This window comes from Nonomuraea sp. NPDC050022 (assembly GCF_044460705.1).
Classification (GTDB): Bacteria; Actinomycetota; Actinomycetes; order Streptosporangiales; family Streptosporangiaceae; genus Nonomuraea.
Genome location: NZ_JBITKE010000006.1, coordinates 168,911 through 185,437, shown reverse-complemented (window position 1 = coordinate 185,437; position 16,527 = coordinate 168,911). Strand labels below are relative to the sequence as shown.

Below are 16,527 nucleotides of genomic sequence, written 5' to 3'. Positions count from 1 at the left end.
ATATGAGCATTCGACCGATCGACGTGGCCCGTACCGATGGCGGCCCCCAGTGGGTGGAGGCCGTCGCCACGCCCGCCGGACCGGAGGTCTGGTGGGACGAGCCACGCCCGCACGAGGGCGGCCGGCGCTGCGTGGTGCGCCGCCTGCCGGACGGCTCCCCGGTCGACGCTCTGCCTGAGGGGTGGAACGCGCGCAACCGCGTGGTCGAGTACGGCGGGCGGTCCTGGCGCCCGCTGCCCGGCGGCGGCCTGGTCTTCACCAACTGGTCCGACCAGCGCGTCTACCGCCTGGACGGCCCACCTGCGGCCGGCGATCTCAGAGCCACCACGCCCGCGACCGGACAGCCCGTGGCGCTCACACCTGAGGGGACGGCGCGCTACGCCGACCTCTACCTCCCGCCCGGCCGGGACGAGGTGTGGGCCGTACGCGAGCAGGACGACATGCGCGACCTGGTCGCGGTGCCACTCGGCGGCGGCGCGCTCAGAGTGATCACCAAAGCCCAACATTTCCTAATGAACCCCCGCATTTCCCCCGACGGCGGATATGTCGCCTGGATCGGCTGGGACCACCCGAACATGCCCTGGGACGGCACCGAACTCTGCGTGGCCCCCCTCGACCAGGACGGAACCGCCGGCCCGTACCAGGTGATCGCGGGCGGCCCGGCGGAGTCCGTGATCCAGGCGGAGTGGCGCGACGAGCGCACCCTGTACGCGGTCGCCGACCCGAGCGGCTGGTGGAACATCCACCTCGTCGCCCGCGACGGCTCCGGCGCCCGCAACCTCACCCCGATGGCCTCCGAGGTCGGCACCGCGCCCTGGAAGCCGGGCAGCACCTACTTCGCCATCTCCGGCGACCGTCTGGTGCTCGTGCACGGCACGCCCGACCGCCGCCTCCTGAGCGTCCTGGATCTGGAGAGCGGCGACCTGCGCGAGATCGGCGGCGAGGCGACGTACTGGGCGCCGACGATCTCGGCGGCAGGGGGCAAGGCGGTGGCGGTGTCCGCCACTCCGTACACGCCCACGCGGGTGACCGTGGTCGACCTCGACGGCGGCGCGCACGAGGCGGTGTCGGCGCCGAAGCCGCTGCCCGACCGGGCGCTGCTGCCGACGCCCGAGACGGTGACGATCGAGGGCGTGCACGCGCACCTGTACCACCCGACCGGGGTTCAGGGGCCCGCGCCGTACGTGGTCTTCGCGCACGGCGGGCCCACCGGCAGCTTCACGATGACCCTCGACCTGGAGGTCTCCTACTTCACCAGCCGGGGCCTCGGCGTGGCGGAGGTGAACTACGGCGGTTCCACCGGCTACGGGCGGGCCTACCGCGAGCGGCTGCGGCACCAGTGGGGCGTGGTCGACGTGGCCGACTGCGCGAAGGTGGCGCGCGGGCTGGTCGAGCTGGGCCGGGCCGACGCCGCCAAGATCGCGATCCGGGGAGGCAGCGCCGGTGGCTGGACCACGGTCGCGGCGCTGGTGCACAGTGACGTGTTCGCGGGCGGCGTCGCGCACTACGCGATCACCGACCCGGAGAGCTGGGCGGCCGAGACACACGACTTCGAGTCGCGCTACCTCGACGGCCTGATCGGACCGCTGCCCGAGACCCGCCGGCGTTACACCGACCGCTCGCCGCTGCTGCATGCCGCGCGGGCGTCGGGGCCGTGCCTGATGCTGCACGGCCTGGAGGACGCGATCGTGGACGTGGGCCAGGCCGAGCGGTTCGTCGCCGAGCTGGACCGGCACGGTAAACAGTGGGCCCTGCTCACCTTCGCCGGCGAGCAGCACGGCTGGCGCCGGGAGGAGACCATCGTCGCGGTGCTGGAGGCCGAACTGGCATTCTATGGACTGATCTTCGGGTTCGAGACGCCCGAGGTGGCACCGCTCAAGCTGAAGGGACGGTCGTGAAGAGCGTCGGCGAGATCTGCTCGGACCTGATCAGGTTCGACACCTCCAACCCGGGGTCGGGCGAACGCCCGGCGGCCGAGTACGTGGCCACGCTGCTGGCCGACGCCGGGCTGGAGCCGGTGGTGTTCGAGTCGGCGCCGAAGCGGACGACCGTGGTCGCCAGGATCGACGGCGACTCCCGCGACGCGCTGCTCGTCCACGGCCACCTCGACGTGGTGCCCGCCGACCCGGCCGAGTGGCGGATGCACCCGTTCTCGGGCGAGATCGTCGACGGCTGCGTCTACGGCAGGGGCGCGGTCGACATGAAGGGGTCGTGCGCGATGACGCTCTCGGCCGTGCTCGGCATGGCGGCGCGCGGCCTGCGTCCCAAGCGCGACCTGGTGCTGGCGTTCCTGGCCGACGAGGAGGCGACGGGCGACTACGGCTCGCGGCACGCCGTCACCGAGCACCGGGAGCTGTTCGACGGCGTGACGGAGGCGATCAGCGAGTCCGGCGGCTTCAGCGTCGCCGCCGGCGACCACCGCGTCTACCCGATCGCGGTGGGCGAGCGCGGCACGGCCTGGATGAAGCTCACCGCCCACGGCGTGGCCGGCCACGGCTCCCGGCCCGCGGTGGACAACCCGGTCGCGACGCTGGTGCACGCCCTGTCGCGGGTGGCCGCCCACCAGTGGCCGGTACGCCTGACGCCGTCGGTCTCGGCGCTGCTCCAGAGCCTGTCGGAGATCACCGGCCAGCCGATCGACCTCGACCGCCTCGACGAGGAGGCGACCCGGCTGGGCGCGCTCGGCCACCTGTTCAGGGCGCAGATCCGCAACTCGGCCAACCCGACGATGCTCGACGCGGGCTACAAGGTGAACGTCGTGCCGTCCACGGCCCACGCGCACATGGACGGCCGCTACCTGCCTGGCCTTCAGGAGGAGTTCCTGGCGACCATGGACGAGCTGCTCGGGCCGAAGATCACCAGGGAGTTCGTCAATCTGGAGGACGCGCCGGACGCGCCATACCCCTCGTCGTTCTTCGACTCGCTCGCGGGCTCGCTCGTGGCCGAGGACCCGCTCGCCCGGCCGGTGCCGTACGTGATGAGCGGCGGCACCGACGCCAAGTCCTTCGCCACGATCGGCATCAAGGGATACGGTTTCGCGCCGCTCATGCTGCGGCCCGATCTGGACTACTTCGGGATGTTCCATGGGAAGGACGAGCGGGTGCCGGTGGAGGGGCTGGAGTTCGGCACCCGTGTGCTGACCCGGCTGCTGACCTAACCGACCCCGAACCAGGCGTCGAGGGCCTCGGTGAGACCGGCTTCGCCGGAACCGGCCCAGGCGACATAACCGTCAGGGCGTACCAGCACGGCGGCCGCGTCGGCTTGATCCACGGTTCCGCCCACCACGCGGACACGATCATCGCGGCCTTTCGCGGCCGCGCGGGTCTCCGGTGAGCCCGCGAGGTCCAGCAGCAGGCCGCGGCCGTCCCTCAGCGACTCCCTGGCCCACCCCACGCCCTCGATCTTCCAATCCGGTACGAACCGCCCGACCAGCGACCGCGACGCGTCCGGCGCGTAGTCGATGTCCGTGCCGTTGGCCATGGCGATGAAGTGCCCCCTGGTCTCGGGGAGCTCCAGCGCCTCGGAGATCACCTCGCGCAGCGCGTCGACCTGCGGCCCCGGCCGCATCAGCGCGACCTGGGCCCTGGTGTTGCGCAGGACGCGGGCCGCCACCGGGTGCCGCTCGGCGGTGTAGGTGTCCAGGAGCCGTTCGGGCGCCTGGCCGCAGACCACCAGGGCGAGCTTCCAGCCCAGGTTGGCCGCGTCCTGGAGGCCGAGGTTGAGACCCTGGCCGCCGATCGGCGAGTGGACGTGCGCCGCGTCCCCGGCGAGCAGGATGCGCCCCTGGCGATACGTCTCGGCGTGCCGGGTGTTGTCGCTGTAGCGGATGCCGGCCTCCAGGCTGAGGACGACCGCGTCCGTGCCGCTCGCCCGCTGGATGCTCGCCTGCATCTCCTCGGCGGTGACCGGCGCGTCCCGCTCGGTGGGACCGCCGTCGAACTCGATGGTGGCGACCTCCCCCGGCACCAGCGACAGGTTCACCAGGCCGCCGGGGGCGCGCAGGGACGAGGTGAGCGCGCCGGGGTCGGCCAGCTCGGCCACGGCGGTGCGCCCGGTCATGGTCGCGGACGTGCCGGTGAACGGGATGCCGGACTGCTTGCGCACGAGGCTCCGGCCGCCGTCACACCCCACCAGGTATCCGGCCCGTACGACCCGGCCGTCCGCGAGTGTGGCGACCACGCCGTCGCCCTCGTCGGCGATCTCGGCGACCCGGCACCCGGACCGGACCTCGACGCCGAGCCCGGCCGCGTGCTCGGCCAGAACCCGCTCCAGCTGGTGCTGCTTGAGCATGAGCAGCTCGGGAACCCGGTTGCCGGCCTCGCCGATCAGCGGCAGGCCGCTGAAGTGGCCGCCGCTCATGCCCTGCTTGAGCATGTACACCAGCCCAGCGACCATGTCCCCCGCGGCGGGCTCACGACCGGTCCCCAGCTCGTCGAACAGCGCCCACTGCGCCTCGGCCAGCGGCTCCACCAGCCCGCGCAGGCCCAGCGTGTGGAGGGTGCGCGCGTTGAGCGAGCGCATCCCGAGGCTGCGCGTGATCCGTTCCTGGCCGGTGGCCGCCTCCAGCACCAGCGGGTCCACCCCCGCCAGCTTCAGCTCGCAGGCCAGCAGCAGGCCGACCGGCCCGCCACCGACGATCAGTACGTCCGCGTTCACGGAATCTCCTTACTTACGGTGTATGCTTACGCCGTAAGTACATACATACACCGTAAGCTCTGTCAACCGGAGTTCTACGGCAGGAGGAATGGCGAATGGCCCGGCGCGAGCCGCTGAACAGGGAGAAGGTTCTGGACGCGGCCCTGGAATTGGCCATGGAAGAAGGCCTCGAAGGGCTGTCCATGCGGCGGCTGGCGAAGTCGCTCGGCGTCGAGGCGATGTCGCTCTACAACCATGTCTCCAACAAGGCCGACATCCTGGACGGCCTGGCGGAGCGGGCCTTCGACCAGGTCGAGCTACCCGACCCGGCGCTGCCCTGGCCGCAGCGGCTCCGAGCGGTGGCGCTGAGCATGTACGGGGTGTTCGCCCGCTCTCCGGTGGTGCCGATGGCGTTGCTGACCGACCAGTCCAACCCGACCACCGTGCGGGCGCTGGCTCCGATCGACAGCGTGGTCGGCGCCCTGTACGAGGCCGGCTTCGACGACGCGGCCGCGTGGCGCGCGCTCGGCGCGGTGAACAGCCTGATCTTCGGGTCGCTGCTGCTGTCCACCGGAGGATTCAACGTCGACACCGGCGAGCACGCGGGACGAAAGCAGGTCGGCGTCTACATCCAGGAGATGGACCCGGCCCAGCTCCCGCATTTCAGCAGGCTGCTACGGAACATCCCCCCGACCGACCCCGCCACCGACTTCGAGCGCGCGCTGGACATGCTCATTATCGGACTGGAACAAAGCATTCCGTTCTGATAGAGTGGAACACACAGCAGAACGAACGGAAGGAACCCCCCATGAGCGACAACATGCCGACCGGCTGGGACGTACTCGACGCCGCGCACCAGGCGCTCCGCCAGGCCGTGGCCGGCGTCCCCGCCGACGGCTGGGGCCTGCCGACCCCCTGCGCGAAGTGGAACGTCACCCAGGTGCTCCAGCACGCCGCGGGCGACCAGGTGGGCTTCGCCGCCTTCCTCACCGGGGAGCCGGGTCCCGCCGAGAACCCGTTCGAGCCGACGGGCGAGCTGGCCGAGGACCCCCGGGCGTACGCGGAGGCCGCGATGGAGCGCTCGGCCAGGGCCTGGGCCGGTGTCGACAAGAACGCCGAGCAGGTGCCCGTCCCGGTGCCGCCGAACACGATGGCACCGGCGCTCGGCGCGGGCGCCTGCGCGCTCGACGCGGCGGTGCACGCCTGGGACATCGCCGTGGCCACCGGACAGTCCTCGCCGCTGACCCCGGAACTGGCCGGGGAGCTGCTGCCGGTGGCGAAGGCCATCGTCGAGCCGCTGCGCCAGTGGGGCGCCTACGCCGCGGTGGTGCCCGCCGAGCCGGGCGACGACGAGATCGCGGAGCTCCTCCGCTACCTGGGCCGCAACCCGGCCTGGACGGCTTGAGCGACCGGGCCGGAGTCCTCCCCCGTGACCGGGCCGGGCGGGCGGTGGCGCGGCTATGGGAGGGCTGATCAGCCGAAGTCGCGGCGGCGGAGGGCGAATAGCCCGCCACCGAGCAGCAGCGCTGACAGCGCGACCATGGTGAGGGCAGGCACCGGGTCGAAGGGGGCACCGGCGACGGTGTTGGGGATGTAGTGGAACGGCTCGAAGGGGGTCCCGCCCCACAGTCCGTACAGTGGGCCGGCGGCCCGCCCCATGACCGCCACCGCGACCCAGGTGATCCAGCCGATCGTCACGGAGGCCCTCGGGACCAGGCCGTAGGCGAGCACGCAGATCGCCCCGACCAGCCAGGCGGCGGGGACGGTGCCCAGGGTGCCGGCGAGGATGCGGACGATGTCCGACGCGGGATCACCGACGAGGAAGGCGTAGAACGTACCGAAGACGACTCCGGCGACGGCGAGCAGGGCCGCCGAGCCAAGACCGGCCACCACCAGCTGCCCGGTGGCCCAGCGCAGCCGGGTCATCGGGGTGGCCTGTACGGCTTCCGCGCGCCCGGTGGTCTCGTCGGCGCGCAGCCGCTGGACCATGAGGACCGGATAGAGCGCGATGACGTGCGCGAAGATCAGGATGATGGCCCACAGCGCGAAGTCGACCGCCCCACCTCCCGAGCTGCCGCCGAAAGCCTTCAGCAGGTTGTCGACCGTGACGCCAGGCGCCTCGGTGAACTGGTACGCCAGGGTGCTGACGCCCCCGGCCGCCGCCGCGAAACAGGCGATTCCGGCGGCCCAGGTGATCAGCAGGCCGCGGTGGAGCCGCCAGGACAGGCTGATCGGGCCGCGCAGGCCGGGGGCGGTCACGGGCCCGCGACGCTCATGGATCACTCCGGCGCCGAGGTCGCGGCGGCCGGCCAGGCGGTAGGCGATGGCCGTCAGGGCAGCGGTCACCGCCGCCGGAATCGCCAGCGCCCACCACCGATCACTCCAGTACGGCTCCACCAGATGGCTCCAGCCGATCGGGGAGATGTACTTCATCCAGTACTGTCCGGAGGCGTCGCCGGCGTAGCGCAGGATGTAGGCGAGGCCGAGCACCGACAGGGCGATGGCTCTGGCCATACGGGCGGTCTGCGCGAGTTGGGCGGCCACGGCGGCGATGGCGCCGAACACCCACCCGGCCATGGTGATGGCCGCGCCGTAGTCGATCGACCCGGCCGGATCCAGCCCGATCCCGATCAGCACGATCGTGGTCGCCGCGCCACCGGCGAAGCTGACCCCGCCCGCCACCAGCAGGGCCGCGGTCAGGGGAGCCTGGCGGCCGAGCACGCCCGCGCGCAGCAGCTCGATCCGGCCGGCCTCCTCGTCGGCGCGGGTGTAGCGGACGACGGCCATCAGGGCGGCCAGCCCGTTCAGCACGTAGAGGAACCCGCCGCTGCGCCAGGCCTGCATATAGCCCAGGTCAGGCACGACGAAGCCGCCGCCGAGCGCCCGGAAGAAGCTGTTGCGGTTGATCATCGTGGTGTAGGTGGTCATCACCTCGGGGGTGGGCATGTTCCGGTTGATGTAGGAGACCAGTGACAGGGCCAAGGCGACGAGCAGGATGATCCACCACGGCGCGATGCGTCTTTCGCGGCGCAGCGCCAGCCGTGCCGACCGAGCCGTCCCGGTGAGCGCGTTCATCGGCCCGCCTCCGCGCGCGTCCTGTCGTAGTACCGCAGGAACATCTGCTCGAGCGTGGGCGGTTGGCTGACGAGGCCACGGACGCCGAGCGAGGCCAGGCACCGCAGCACCGGGCCGAGCTCGTCGGCCTCGACGTCGAAGCGCACCAGACCGTTCTCCGTCCGCAGGTCATGCACTCCCGGCAGCTTGGCGAGCTCGCTGGGAGGGCCGGACAGTTCGGCCTGAATGGAGGTGCGGGTCAGGTGCCGCAGATCGGACAGGCTGCCGGTGTCGATCGTCCGGCCGTCGCGGATGATGGTGACCCGGTCGCACAGCTCTTCGACCTCGGTGAGGATGTGGCTGGACAGCAGTACGGTACGGTCGCCGCGTCGGCGCGTCTCGCGAATGACGTCGCGGAACACCTCCTCCATCAACGGGTCCAGGCCCGCGGTGGGCTCATCGAGGATCAGCAGCTCGACGTCGGAGGCGAGCGCGGCGATCAGCGCCACCTTCTGCCGGTTGCCCTTGGAGTAGGCGCGGGCCTTGACCCCGGGGTCCAGGTCGAAGCGTTCGATCAGCTCTTGGCGCCGGGCACGGTCGGCACGGCCACGCGACTGCATGAGCAGGTCGATGACCTCGCCGCCGGACAGGCCCGGCCAGAGCGTGACGTCTCCCGGCACGTAGGCCAGCCGGGAATGCAGTCTGGTCGCGTCGTCCCACGGGTCGCCGCCGAGCAGCCGGGCGGTGCCCGCGTCGGCGCGCAGTAAGCCGAGCAGGATCCGGATCGTGGTGCTCTTGCCGGCACCGTTCGGTCCGAGAAAACCGTGCACCTCGCCGGAGTTCACGGTCAGGTCTAGTCCGTCCAGCGCCCGGGTGCGGCCGAACGTCTTGACCAGACCGCTCACTGAGATGGGAGCAGTCATCATGAGCCTTTCTCGTGGGCGCCGATCCCTTTGTTCGCGGCGCCGCGTCCCGGATCCGAGCGTCGGCGACCCGATCAGGGCCGTGCGCCGACACCTATCCGCGCGTATATCTTACTACGCGATGAGAAAGCCTACTACACACATGTGTAGTCGCTCAGGCAGCCCTCTTGGCAGGCTCGGTAACAGATGCCGATCCCCGGCGCGTCAGGCGAACTTGGTCTTCGGCCGCTCCTGGAGCTCGCCGTCGAGGTAGATGTCGAGCTTCTCGTTGTAGAACGCGATCAGCCCCGCGACCCGCTGGCTCTCCGGCAGCGGCGTCCGGTACGACCAGGCGAGGTCCTTGGCGCCGTTGACCGTCCAGTACTCCGCCGTGCCCTTGTACGGGCAGTTGGTGGCGGTGTCGGTGTGTTCGAGCAGGTCGAGCCGTACATCCGTCTTGGGCAGGTAATAGCGGGCGGGCAGGCCCGTCTCGAACAGGATGCGGGGGCTGTGCGAGTCGGCCACCGTCACACCGTCGACCTCGACGCGTACGTGCCGCGAACTCGGCAGGATGTCGACCCTGGTGTACGGGTCACGCGGGTGGAAGAAGACCTCCTCGTCCTCCTCGAACCACGATTCCAAGGCGTCCCACTCGAAGCGGATGTGCCCGCGGATGTCCGCCAGCGGCGACTCCGGGTAGACCAGCCCCGCCTCCGGGGCCTCCGCGCCTCCCGAGGTGACGGTGTAGACGACACCGTCTCCCCTGCTGGGCGAGTGCTTCGTGGTGCCCGTCGGCTTGAGCGCCGACTCGTCGACGTCCGAGAGCGGGAAGTAGTACGTCGGGTAATAGGGGATCTCCCACACCAGGAGGGCCTGGGTGGTGTCGGCCACCGCCCGGCCGCCGAGGTAGGTCCTGACACGCTTGGCGGAGCGCTCGACACGCACCCGGCCGCGGTTCGTGGTTTCCATGGTCGCGGCAACCCCTATGAAGCCACCGCTATTCCGCCCTTATCGGATGCCGAACGCCGCCAGGGTCACCCATGTCGACGCCACACCCACCAGCGCCCCGGCCACCACCTGCGCCCACGTGTGGTGCGCCAGCCGTACCCGGGCCCAGCACACCAGCGCCACCACGGCCGCGCCCACCAGGCCGGTCGGCACGGCGGGCAGGACGTGGGCGAGCACCACCACGGTGCCCGCGCAGACGGCGGCGTGGAAGGAGATCTTCCAGCGCATCGTGACCGGCACAGTGACGGCCAGCGCGACGAGCATCGCGGTCACCGTGGCCACCAGCAGCGTCGGGGCGCCCAGCGCGACGAGGAGCACCAGAGCGACCAGTACGGCGGCGACAGCGGCCAGCAGGGGCCCGGTGCGGCGGGTCCGGTCGACGATGTGGTGGGAGTCCAGCCGCCCCGAGCGGACGCCCAGCGCGATCACCCCGGCGGGCACACCGCCGCACAGCGCCGAGGCCGCCAGGCCCCATGCGGCGCCGCTCCAGCCGTGCGCGATCAGCCCCACGGCGGGGGGCATGGTGATCACCAGCACCTGCGGGGCCAGCAGGTCCGTCACCCGCTTGGCTACCAGATCGACCGTCATGTCAGCAAAGCCTACGCGATCTTGGAAGGACCGGCCTTCCATGACTACGCGATCTTGAAAAGACCGGCCCGCCAAAAGGGGTCAGCCCTTGCCCGCCGCGTTGACGATCCTGGTGGTCGAGCGATTGGGAATGGCCTCCAGCTCCCAGCACTCGGCGCCCAGCAGCGCGGCCGCGGCGCATCGGCCGCCCGCGTGCGGGTCGCCCGCGGTGTGCGCCAGCGCGCCGGGCCGCATGGGGGCGAGCAGGTCGATGTAGTCCTCCGGGCCGTGCGCCGCCGGGGGCCCGGTCACGATGAACACCCCACTCACGAAGCGGAGCGCGGCCAGCACCTCGGCGCGCTCCGCCGCCGGGTTGAACGGGCGCGTCGGCCCCTTCCACGCGCGCACGCGCGGGTCGTCCTCCACGCCGACGACCAGCGGCAGCCCGCGCCCTGCGACGGCACCCAGGTAACGCACGTGTCCGACGTGCAGGATGTCGAAAACTCCGGTCACGAACACTGCCCCCGGGTGATCGTACGGCTGCACCCAGACGGCCTCCAGGCTGCTCACGCAGGCACCCCTCCTAGTCGACTCGTCGATCGCAGCGTACTCGGTCCGCCCGGACAGTCGCGCGGGCGACCATGGGAAAGGGCATTCCTACCTTTTAGCGATAATCTCCCGCACCCCTCTGACGCGTCTCATGACGTCGCCGTAATCGGGGAGGTCGCCGTGGCACCGCCGGACTTTCACCAGTTAGAAGAAGGGGGCCGGGAGCCGTTCGTCGTCCGGTTCCCGGGGATTCCGTCCCAGGTGGCCAGGGCCAGGGGGCTCGTGACGGCGGCGCTCGGGCGTGATCATCCGCTGTACGACGACTGCGTGCTGCTCACCAGCGAGCTGGCCACGAACGCGATCCTGCACTCCCGCTCGGGTGAGGGCGGCTCGTTCACGGTGTCGGTGCTCGCCGCGGGATCCCTTGTGCGGGTGCTCGTCAGGGACGGGGGTTCGAGCGGGCCGCCGTGCGCGTGCCGCACCGAGACGCAGGCGACCAGCGGACGCGGCCTGCCGTTGATCGAGACGCTCAGCCACCGGTGGGGGCTCGTCCGCGAGAACGGCGCGACGTCCGTGTGGTTCGAGTTGCGGCAGGTGATGATCCCCGCGCAACGGTCGGCGGAGGCCATCTGACCTGCGATCATTTGTCAGCCGATATAGACCCCTTCTCCATATCGATATTGGACACCATCTGATCCGATCTGCTGTGCTCCTCTCCTCTGACGGACGAGAGCAAGGACATGGCATGCGACACCCTCGCCGCCTCACGGCCGCGCTGCAAGCGACCGCGCTGACGGTCTCCCTCCTGGCGGGCGGCGCCTACGGAGCCGGCACCGCCTCGGCCGCGACCGCGCCGTCTCAGGTGCTGAGCGACGGTCAGGCGGCCGCGAAGAAGGAGTTGCGCGCGCTGGAGGCGTCCTACAAGGGCCGCATCGGCGCGTACGCCCTGGACACGGCCACGGGGAAGACGATCGCCTACCGGGCGGGCGAGCGTTTCCCGCTGCTGTCCACCTTCAAGGCGATGGTCTCCGCCGCCGCGCTGCACAAGGCCCGCACCTCCGACCCTGGGCTGATGGAGCGGGTCGTCCACTGGACGGCCGACGACCTGAAGCCGAACTCGCCGGTCACCGAGAAGCACGTCAAGGACGGGCTGACCGTCGCCGAGCTGTGCAAGGCGGCGATCACCTACAGCGACAACACCGCCGGCAACATGGTGCTGAAGCAGATCGGCGGACCGGCGGGCCTGACCCGCTACTTCCGTACGCTGAAGGACCCGATCTCCCGCCTGGACCGCTGGGAGACCGAGCTCAACGACTGGACCCCCAAGGAGAAGCGGGACACCACCACGCCCGCCTCCTTGGCCCGCGACCTCGGGAAGGTCACGACCGGCGACGCGCTCACCGCCAAGGACCGGGAGACGCTCAACGGCTGGCTGATCGCCAACACGACCGGTGACGCCCGCATCCGCGCCGGCCTGCCCAAGACCTGGACGGTCGGCGACAAGACCGGCACCGGCCCGTCGTACGGGACGGCCAACGACATCGCCATCGCCTGGCCCAAGAAGGGGGCCGCGCCCATCATCCTGGCGATCTACACCAACCGCCCGGCCGCCGATGCCGCCAACGACGAGAAGGTCATCGCCGACACCGCCACGATCCTCGCCCGCGGTTTGGGCAAGATCTCCTAGCGGGCTAGACGTCGAGGCGGCATAGCCCCTCGGCGAGCGCCTTGGTGGTGAGGCGGGTGCGGCTGTCGCAGCCCAGCTTGGCGAAGATGTGCTCCAGGTGGGTGGTCACGGTGCGGACGCTGAGCACCAGGGCGGCCGCGATCTGCGGGTTGGAGTCGCCGGCGGCCACCCGGGTGAGCACGTCCACCTCCCTGCCGGTCAGCTCGTACGGCAGGGAGCACGGGCGTTCGGCCACCACCGCGCCCTGGAGCGAGCCCTGGAAGCCGACGCCGGCCCGCAGCACCCGCACCTCGTGCCAGCGGCCGACGCGGTCGAGCCAGAGGCCGCGGCGGCTCAGCTCGCGCGAGTCGATGAAGGCGCGGGCGAGCCCCGCGATGGCCGGTTCGTTCCACAAGGCCGCGGATCTGGCTACGCCGGGGACCTGGCGGCGGACGCCCAGCCGGTCGTAGGCGGCCGCGAGAAACCCGGCGGGCAGCCCCACAGGGTCGATCACGCACCGGGTCAGGTCCGTGACATGCGCCAGCATGGGCGCCACGGCCGCGACCAGCGAGCCGGTGAGCTCGGGGAACGTCTCCCTGGCCGCCAGGTGCAGCAGACCCGTGTAGCGGCCCTCGGCCAGGAACAGCGGCGCGGTCAGCCCGGCGCGCCACCCATAAGGGGCGAGATGGCGGCGGAAATAGCGCTCGGTGCCCGGCTCGGGCATCGGCACCGGCGCCCGCGTGGCCATCGCCCTGCGGTAGGCCTCCAACCCGATGTATTCCTCTGCGGCGTCGCCGTCGATGCGCCGGTGGCCGTCGGAGACGACGCTGTGGTGCCGCCCGCTGGCCGGGTCGAACGCGACGAACTCGTAGGCGTCGACCGGGACCACCCGGCGCAGCGCGGCCATCGCACCGCGCGCGCCACCGCCCCCGCCGCCCGCCGCCTGGTAGCCGATTTCGGCGAACGCCTGCAGCTGGCGGACGTTCAGGGTGATCTCGGCCACGGTTCTTTATATCAGTGCGTGCACGCACACACTGCGGTCTCCGGCTACGGCCTGCCGCTCCGGAACACCGGCCAAGCGTCGCGGCCGAGTCGCCCGCCGATCGCCGCCGTCCAGATTTCTGTACCGAACTGGGCCTTCCTCATTGCGTAAAGGACTCGTAAAGTCCCTTCAAACGCCCTGTCAGGGAGGACACTTGACCGAGCTGAGCGACCGCGACGCGGAGCTGGTGTCGGCCCACGAGCAGGAGCGGCCGGCCCGGCGGCTGACCGGGACGCTGCGGCTCGGCGTGTGGATCGTCGGCGGGCTGCTGTCCGCGTACTCACTGGTGGTGGTGTTCAGGCCGGTCGAGGCGCTGGAGCATCGGCTGACGTTCCTGGCGGTGGCGCTGCCGCTGGTGTTCCTCTGCTACCGCTCGGGGATCTCCTCGGCGCTGCGGCGGGTACGCGGCACGGCGCCGCCTGAGCAGCCGCCCGAACAGCCGTCCGAGGAGGCGCGCCGTGACGTGGTCGATCGGCCCGGGGTGGGTGACTGGCTGCTGGCGGCGGCCGCGCTCGCGGTGCTCGTCTACCCGCTGCTCGACATCGACGCCTTCCGCGACCGGGGCTCGGGCGCGGCGCTGACCGGGCTCGACATCGCGGCCGGTCTGGTGCTGACCGTGCTGCTGCTGGAAGCGGTCCGCCGCACGGTCGGCTGGTCACTCACCATCATCTGCCTAATTTTCCTGGCTTATGCCTATTTCGGAGCATATTTGCCGATTGGGTGGACGATTGGCCATCGCGGCTTCGACCTCGCGCAGATCGTGTCGCAGCTCTACACCGGCACCGAGGGCTTTTTCGGCGTCCCCATGCAGGTCGCGGCCAGCTACATCATCCTTTTCACGATTTATGGCGCGGTGCTGGATTATTCGGGTGCGAGCAAGTTCTTCATCGACCTGAGCTTCGCCGCCTTCCGCAAATCCCGCGCCGCCCCCGGCCGTACGGTCACCACCGCCGGCTTCCTGCTCGGCACCGTCTCCGGCTCCGGCGTGGCCACCACGGTCAGCCTCGGCAGCGTCGCCTGGCCGGTGCTCCGGCGGGCCGGCTACCCCAAGGAGGCGGCGGGCGGCATCCTCGCCTCGGGCGGCATCGGCGCGATCCTCTCCCCGCCCACGCTCGGCGCGGCGGCGTTCATCATCGCCGAGTACCTCAAGGTCAGCTACCTCGAAGTGCTCGTGTACGCGACGATCCCCACGATCCTTTACTACCTGGGCATCTTCCTGTCCATCGAGATCGACTCGCGCCGCTTCGGCACCCACGCCGTCGCGGTGGACGCGCCGAAGGCGGGCCGGCTGCTGCTGCGCTTCGGCTACCACTTCAGCTCGCTGATCCTCATCATCGTGCTGATGGCGCTGGACCGATCGGCGTTCCAGTCGGTCGTGATCGCCACCGCCATCGCGTTCGCGCTGTCCTTCCTCGACCCCGAGCACCGGATGGGCCCGAAACGGACCGCGCAGGCGCTGGCCAAGGGCACGCTGGAGGTGCTGCCCGTGACGGCGGTGTGCGCCGCGGCGGGCATCATCGTGGGCGTCATCACCCAGACCGGGCTCGGGCTCAACCTCAGCGCGATCATCGTGGACGTCGCCGCGGGCAACCTCATCCTGACCACGTTCATGTCCGGGGTCGCGGTCATGCTGCTGGGCCTGGCCGTACCGGTGACCGCGAGCTTCATCATCGCCGCGGTGATCATCGCGCCGGCGCTCACCACGCTCGGCGTCACGTCCGCCGAGGCGTACATGTTCGTCTTCTACTACGCGGTGCTGTCCGAGGTGAGCCCGCCGACCGCGCTGTCGGCCGTCGCGGCGGCGGCGATCACCGGCGGCAACACCTACAAGACGATGATGATGACCTGGCGCTACACGCTGCCCGCGTTCCTGGTGCCGTTCGCGTTCGTGCTCACGCCGAACGGACAGGCACTGCTCGGGCAGGGACCGATCGGCACGGTGCTGCTGATGAGCGCGGTCTCGGCCGTCGCCGTGGCGGCCCTGGCCATGGCGACCGGCGGGGTGACCGGGTGGCCCGAGCGGCTGCTGGCCACCGTGGCGGCCGTGTTGCTGCTGTTCCTCGAACCCGTCCCCATCGTCGCGGGCCTGGCCGTCCTGGCCGTCGCGGCGGCCGTGCACCTCATCAGGAGAAGGAGAGTCCCAGCGTGAAGCGGATCCTTGCGGTACTCGCCGCCACGGCACTGGCCGCCGGGGCGGCGGCCTGCGGCGACGTGAGCGGATCGGGCCACCGGTTGTCGATCGCCACGGGCGGCACGACCGGCGTCTACTACGTGTACGGCGGGGGCCTGGCCAAGCAGCTGACCGACAACATCGCCAACACCCAGGCGACCGCGTCCGTCACCTCCGCCTCCGTCGAGAACATCAAGCTGCTGGCCACCGGTAAGGCCGACATCGCCTTCTCGCAGAGCGACACGGCCGCCGACGCCGTCAACGGGACCGGGTCCTTCACCGCCAAGCAGCCGATCAAGGCCATCGCCCGCATCTACGACAACTACGCCCACGTCGTCATCGCCCCCGGCCTCGCCGCGAGCAAGGTCGCCGACCTGAAGGGCAAGCGGGTCTCGATCGGCCCGCCCAACTCCGGCACCCAGGTGCTGGCCAGGCGCCTGCTGGAGGCGGCCGGCCTGAACCCCGACTCCGACATCTCCAAGCAGCAGCTGTCCATCAACGAGTCGGTCCAGGCCGTCAAGGACGGCACGATCGACGCCTTCGTCTGGGTCGGCGGGCTGCCCACGGGCGGCATCGTGGACCTGGCCACCAGCAAGCCGGACATGAAGCTGCTCGACGCCACCGACCTGCTCGCCCCGATGCAAGCCAAGTACGGCAAGGAGTACATCGGGCTCGACATCGACATGTCCCTCTACAAGCTGCCGGGCACCGTCAAGACGGTCGGCGTGGCCAATGTCCTGCTCGTGCCCGACAAGATGGACGAACAGCTCGCGTACGACATCACCAAGACGCTGTTCGAGAAGAAGGCCCAGCTCGCGGCCGTTCACCCCGAGGCGGCCAAGCTCGATGTCAAGATCGGCCAGCAGGTGGAGCCGGTCGCGCTGCACCCGGGCGCGGCCCGCTACTACAAGGAGAAGGGCTGATCCGCCTCGCG

At 70.9% G+C, this 16,527-nt stretch carries 15 protein-coding genes; 8 read left to right on the top strand and 7 right to left on the bottom strand.

What is annotated here, in order from left to right; translation table 11 throughout:
• Positions 1–2: 2 nt before the first annotated feature.
• Entirely contained in the window at positions 3–1,898 is a 1,896-nt protein-coding gene (locus tag ACIBO2_RS26690) for a prolyl oligopeptidase family serine peptidase (RefSeq protein WP_397300176.1), read from the top strand.
• On the top strand, positions 1,895–3,157 hold the full coding sequence (locus ACIBO2_RS26685; protein WP_358555736.1) for a M20/M25/M40 family metallo-hydrolase: 1,263 nt from the start codon (positions 1,895–1,897) through the stop codon (positions 3,155–3,157). The genes ACIBO2_RS26690 and ACIBO2_RS26685 overlap by 4 nt, the downstream gene beginning before the upstream one ends.
• Here the strand turns inward: ACIBO2_RS26685 and ACIBO2_RS26680 are convergent.
• A complete protein-coding gene (locus ACIBO2_RS26680) occupies positions 3,154–4,656 on the bottom strand; it encodes an FAD-dependent monooxygenase (protein WP_397300173.1) in 1,503 nt (500 codons plus the stop codon). The two genes, ACIBO2_RS26685 and ACIBO2_RS26680, sit on opposite strands and share 4 nt — an antisense overlap.
• 95 nt (positions 4,657–4,751) lie before the next feature.
• Here ACIBO2_RS26680 and ACIBO2_RS26675 point away from each other — a divergent pair, with 95 nt between their 5' ends.
• Together ACIBO2_RS26675 and ACIBO2_RS26670 are read left to right on the top strand one after the other, a co-directional pair.
• Positions 4,752–5,402, top strand: a complete 651-nt coding sequence (locus ACIBO2_RS26675) for a TetR family transcriptional regulator (protein WP_358555730.1) — start codon at positions 4,752–4,754, stop codon at positions 5,400–5,402.
• A 41-nt stretch (positions 5,403–5,443) separates the two neighbouring features.
• A complete protein-coding gene (locus tag ACIBO2_RS26670) occupies positions 5,444–6,040 on the top strand; it encodes a TIGR03086 family metal-binding protein (RefSeq protein WP_397300170.1) in 597 nt (198 codons plus the stop codon).
• Positions 6,041–6,108: 68 nt separating this feature from the next.
• On the opposite strand, the gene ACIBO2_RS26665 is transcribed toward ACIBO2_RS26670, so the two are convergent.
• The 5 genes from ACIBO2_RS26665 to ACIBO2_RS26645 all read right to left on the bottom strand — a co-directional run bounded on the left by ACIBO2_RS26665 (position 6,109) and on the right by ACIBO2_RS26645 (position 10,736).
• Positions 6,109–7,710 carry a polyketide antibiotic transporter gene (locus ACIBO2_RS26665; protein ID WP_358555724.1) on the bottom strand — a complete coding sequence of 534 codons (1,602 nt, stop codon included), beginning with the start codon at positions 7,708–7,710 and terminating at the stop codon, positions 6,109–6,111.
• Positions 7,707–8,612: an ABC transporter ATP-binding protein gene (locus ACIBO2_RS26660; RefSeq protein WP_358555854.1), complete on the bottom strand. Its 906-nt coding sequence runs from the start codon at positions 8,610–8,612 to the stop codon at positions 7,707–7,709. The genes ACIBO2_RS26665 and ACIBO2_RS26660 overlap by 4 nt, the downstream gene beginning before the upstream one ends.
• Before the next feature lie 204 nt (positions 8,613–8,816).
• The gene (locus ACIBO2_RS26655) at positions 8,817–9,560 is read right to left on the bottom strand and encodes a DUF427 domain-containing protein (RefSeq protein WP_397300167.1); all 744 of its coding nucleotides are present in this window, start codon (positions 9,558–9,560) and stop codon (positions 8,817–8,819) included.
• A gap of 39 nt (positions 9,561–9,599) precedes the next feature.
• Positions 9,600–10,187: a hypothetical protein gene (locus ACIBO2_RS26650; protein WP_357946013.1), complete on the bottom strand. Its 588-nt coding sequence runs from the start codon at positions 10,185–10,187 to the stop codon at positions 9,600–9,602.
• An 81-nt stretch (positions 10,188–10,268) separates the two neighbouring features.
• Positions 10,269–10,736, bottom strand: a complete 468-nt coding sequence (locus ACIBO2_RS26645; RefSeq protein WP_358555718.1) for an adenylyltransferase/cytidyltransferase family protein — start codon at positions 10,734–10,736, stop codon at positions 10,269–10,271.
• A gap of 159 nt (positions 10,737–10,895) precedes the next feature.
• On the opposite strand from ACIBO2_RS26645, the gene ACIBO2_RS26640 reads away from it, so the two are divergent.
• Positions 10,896–11,348 carry an ATP-binding protein gene (locus ACIBO2_RS26640; protein WP_358555715.1) on the top strand — a complete coding sequence of 151 codons (453 nt, stop codon included), beginning with the start codon at positions 10,896–10,898 and terminating at the stop codon, positions 11,346–11,348.
• 142 nt (positions 11,349–11,490) lie between these two features.
• Complete coding sequence (bla, locus tag ACIBO2_RS26635) at positions 11,491–12,402, top strand: class A beta-lactamase (protein ID WP_397300802.1); 912 nt, start codon at positions 11,491–11,493, stop codon at positions 12,400–12,402.
• A gap of 4 nt (positions 12,403–12,406) precedes the next feature.
• On the opposite strand, the gene ACIBO2_RS26630 is transcribed toward bla, so the two are convergent.
• Positions 12,407–13,384 carry a LuxR C-terminal-related transcriptional regulator gene (locus ACIBO2_RS26630; RefSeq protein WP_358555710.1) on the bottom strand — a complete coding sequence of 326 codons (978 nt, stop codon included), beginning with the start codon at positions 13,382–13,384 and terminating at the stop codon, positions 12,407–12,409.
• A gap of 193 nt (positions 13,385–13,577) precedes the next feature.
• On the opposite strand from ACIBO2_RS26630, the gene ACIBO2_RS26625 reads away from it, so the two are divergent.
• Together ACIBO2_RS26625 and ACIBO2_RS26620 are read left to right on the top strand one after the other, a co-directional pair.
• Positions 13,578–15,572 (top strand): TRAP transporter permease, encoded by a 1,995-nt coding sequence (locus ACIBO2_RS26625; protein WP_397300162.1) that lies wholly within the window; start codon positions 13,578–13,580, stop codon positions 15,570–15,572.
• Complete coding sequence (locus ACIBO2_RS26620; RefSeq protein ID WP_358555704.1) at positions 15,569–16,516, top strand: TAXI family TRAP transporter solute-binding subunit; 948 nt, start codon at positions 15,569–15,571, stop codon at positions 16,514–16,516. The genes ACIBO2_RS26625 and ACIBO2_RS26620 overlap by 4 nt, the downstream gene beginning before the upstream one ends.
• Positions 16,517–16,527 lie beyond the last annotated feature (11 nt).

Coding starts and splice junctions, on each gene's coding strand:
- ACIBO2_RS26655 (WP_397300167.1), bottom strand. CDS start 9,560: ATGGAAACCACGAACCGCGGCCGGGTGCGTGTCGAGCGCTCCGCCAAG.
- ACIBO2_RS26690 (WP_397300176.1), top strand. CDS start 3: ATGAGCATTCGACCGATCGACGTGGCCCGTACCGATGGCGGCCCCCAG.
- ACIBO2_RS26650 (WP_357946013.1), bottom strand. CDS start 10,187: ATGACGGTCGATCTGGTAGCCAAGCGGGTGACGGACCTGCTGGCCCCG.
- ACIBO2_RS26675 (WP_358555730.1), top strand. CDS start 4,752: ATGGCCCGGCGCGAGCCGCTGAACAGGGAGAAGGTTCTGGACGCGGCC.
- ACIBO2_RS26670 (WP_397300170.1), top strand. CDS start 5,444: ATGAGCGACAACATGCCGACCGGCTGGGACGTACTCGACGCCGCGCAC.
- ACIBO2_RS26660 (WP_358555854.1), bottom strand. CDS start 8,612: ATGACTGCTCCCATCTCAGTGAGCGGTCTGGTCAAGACGTTCGGCCGC.
- ACIBO2_RS26665 (WP_358555724.1), bottom strand. CDS start 7,710: ATGAACGCGCTCACCGGGACGGCTCGGTCGGCACGGCTGGCGCTGCGC.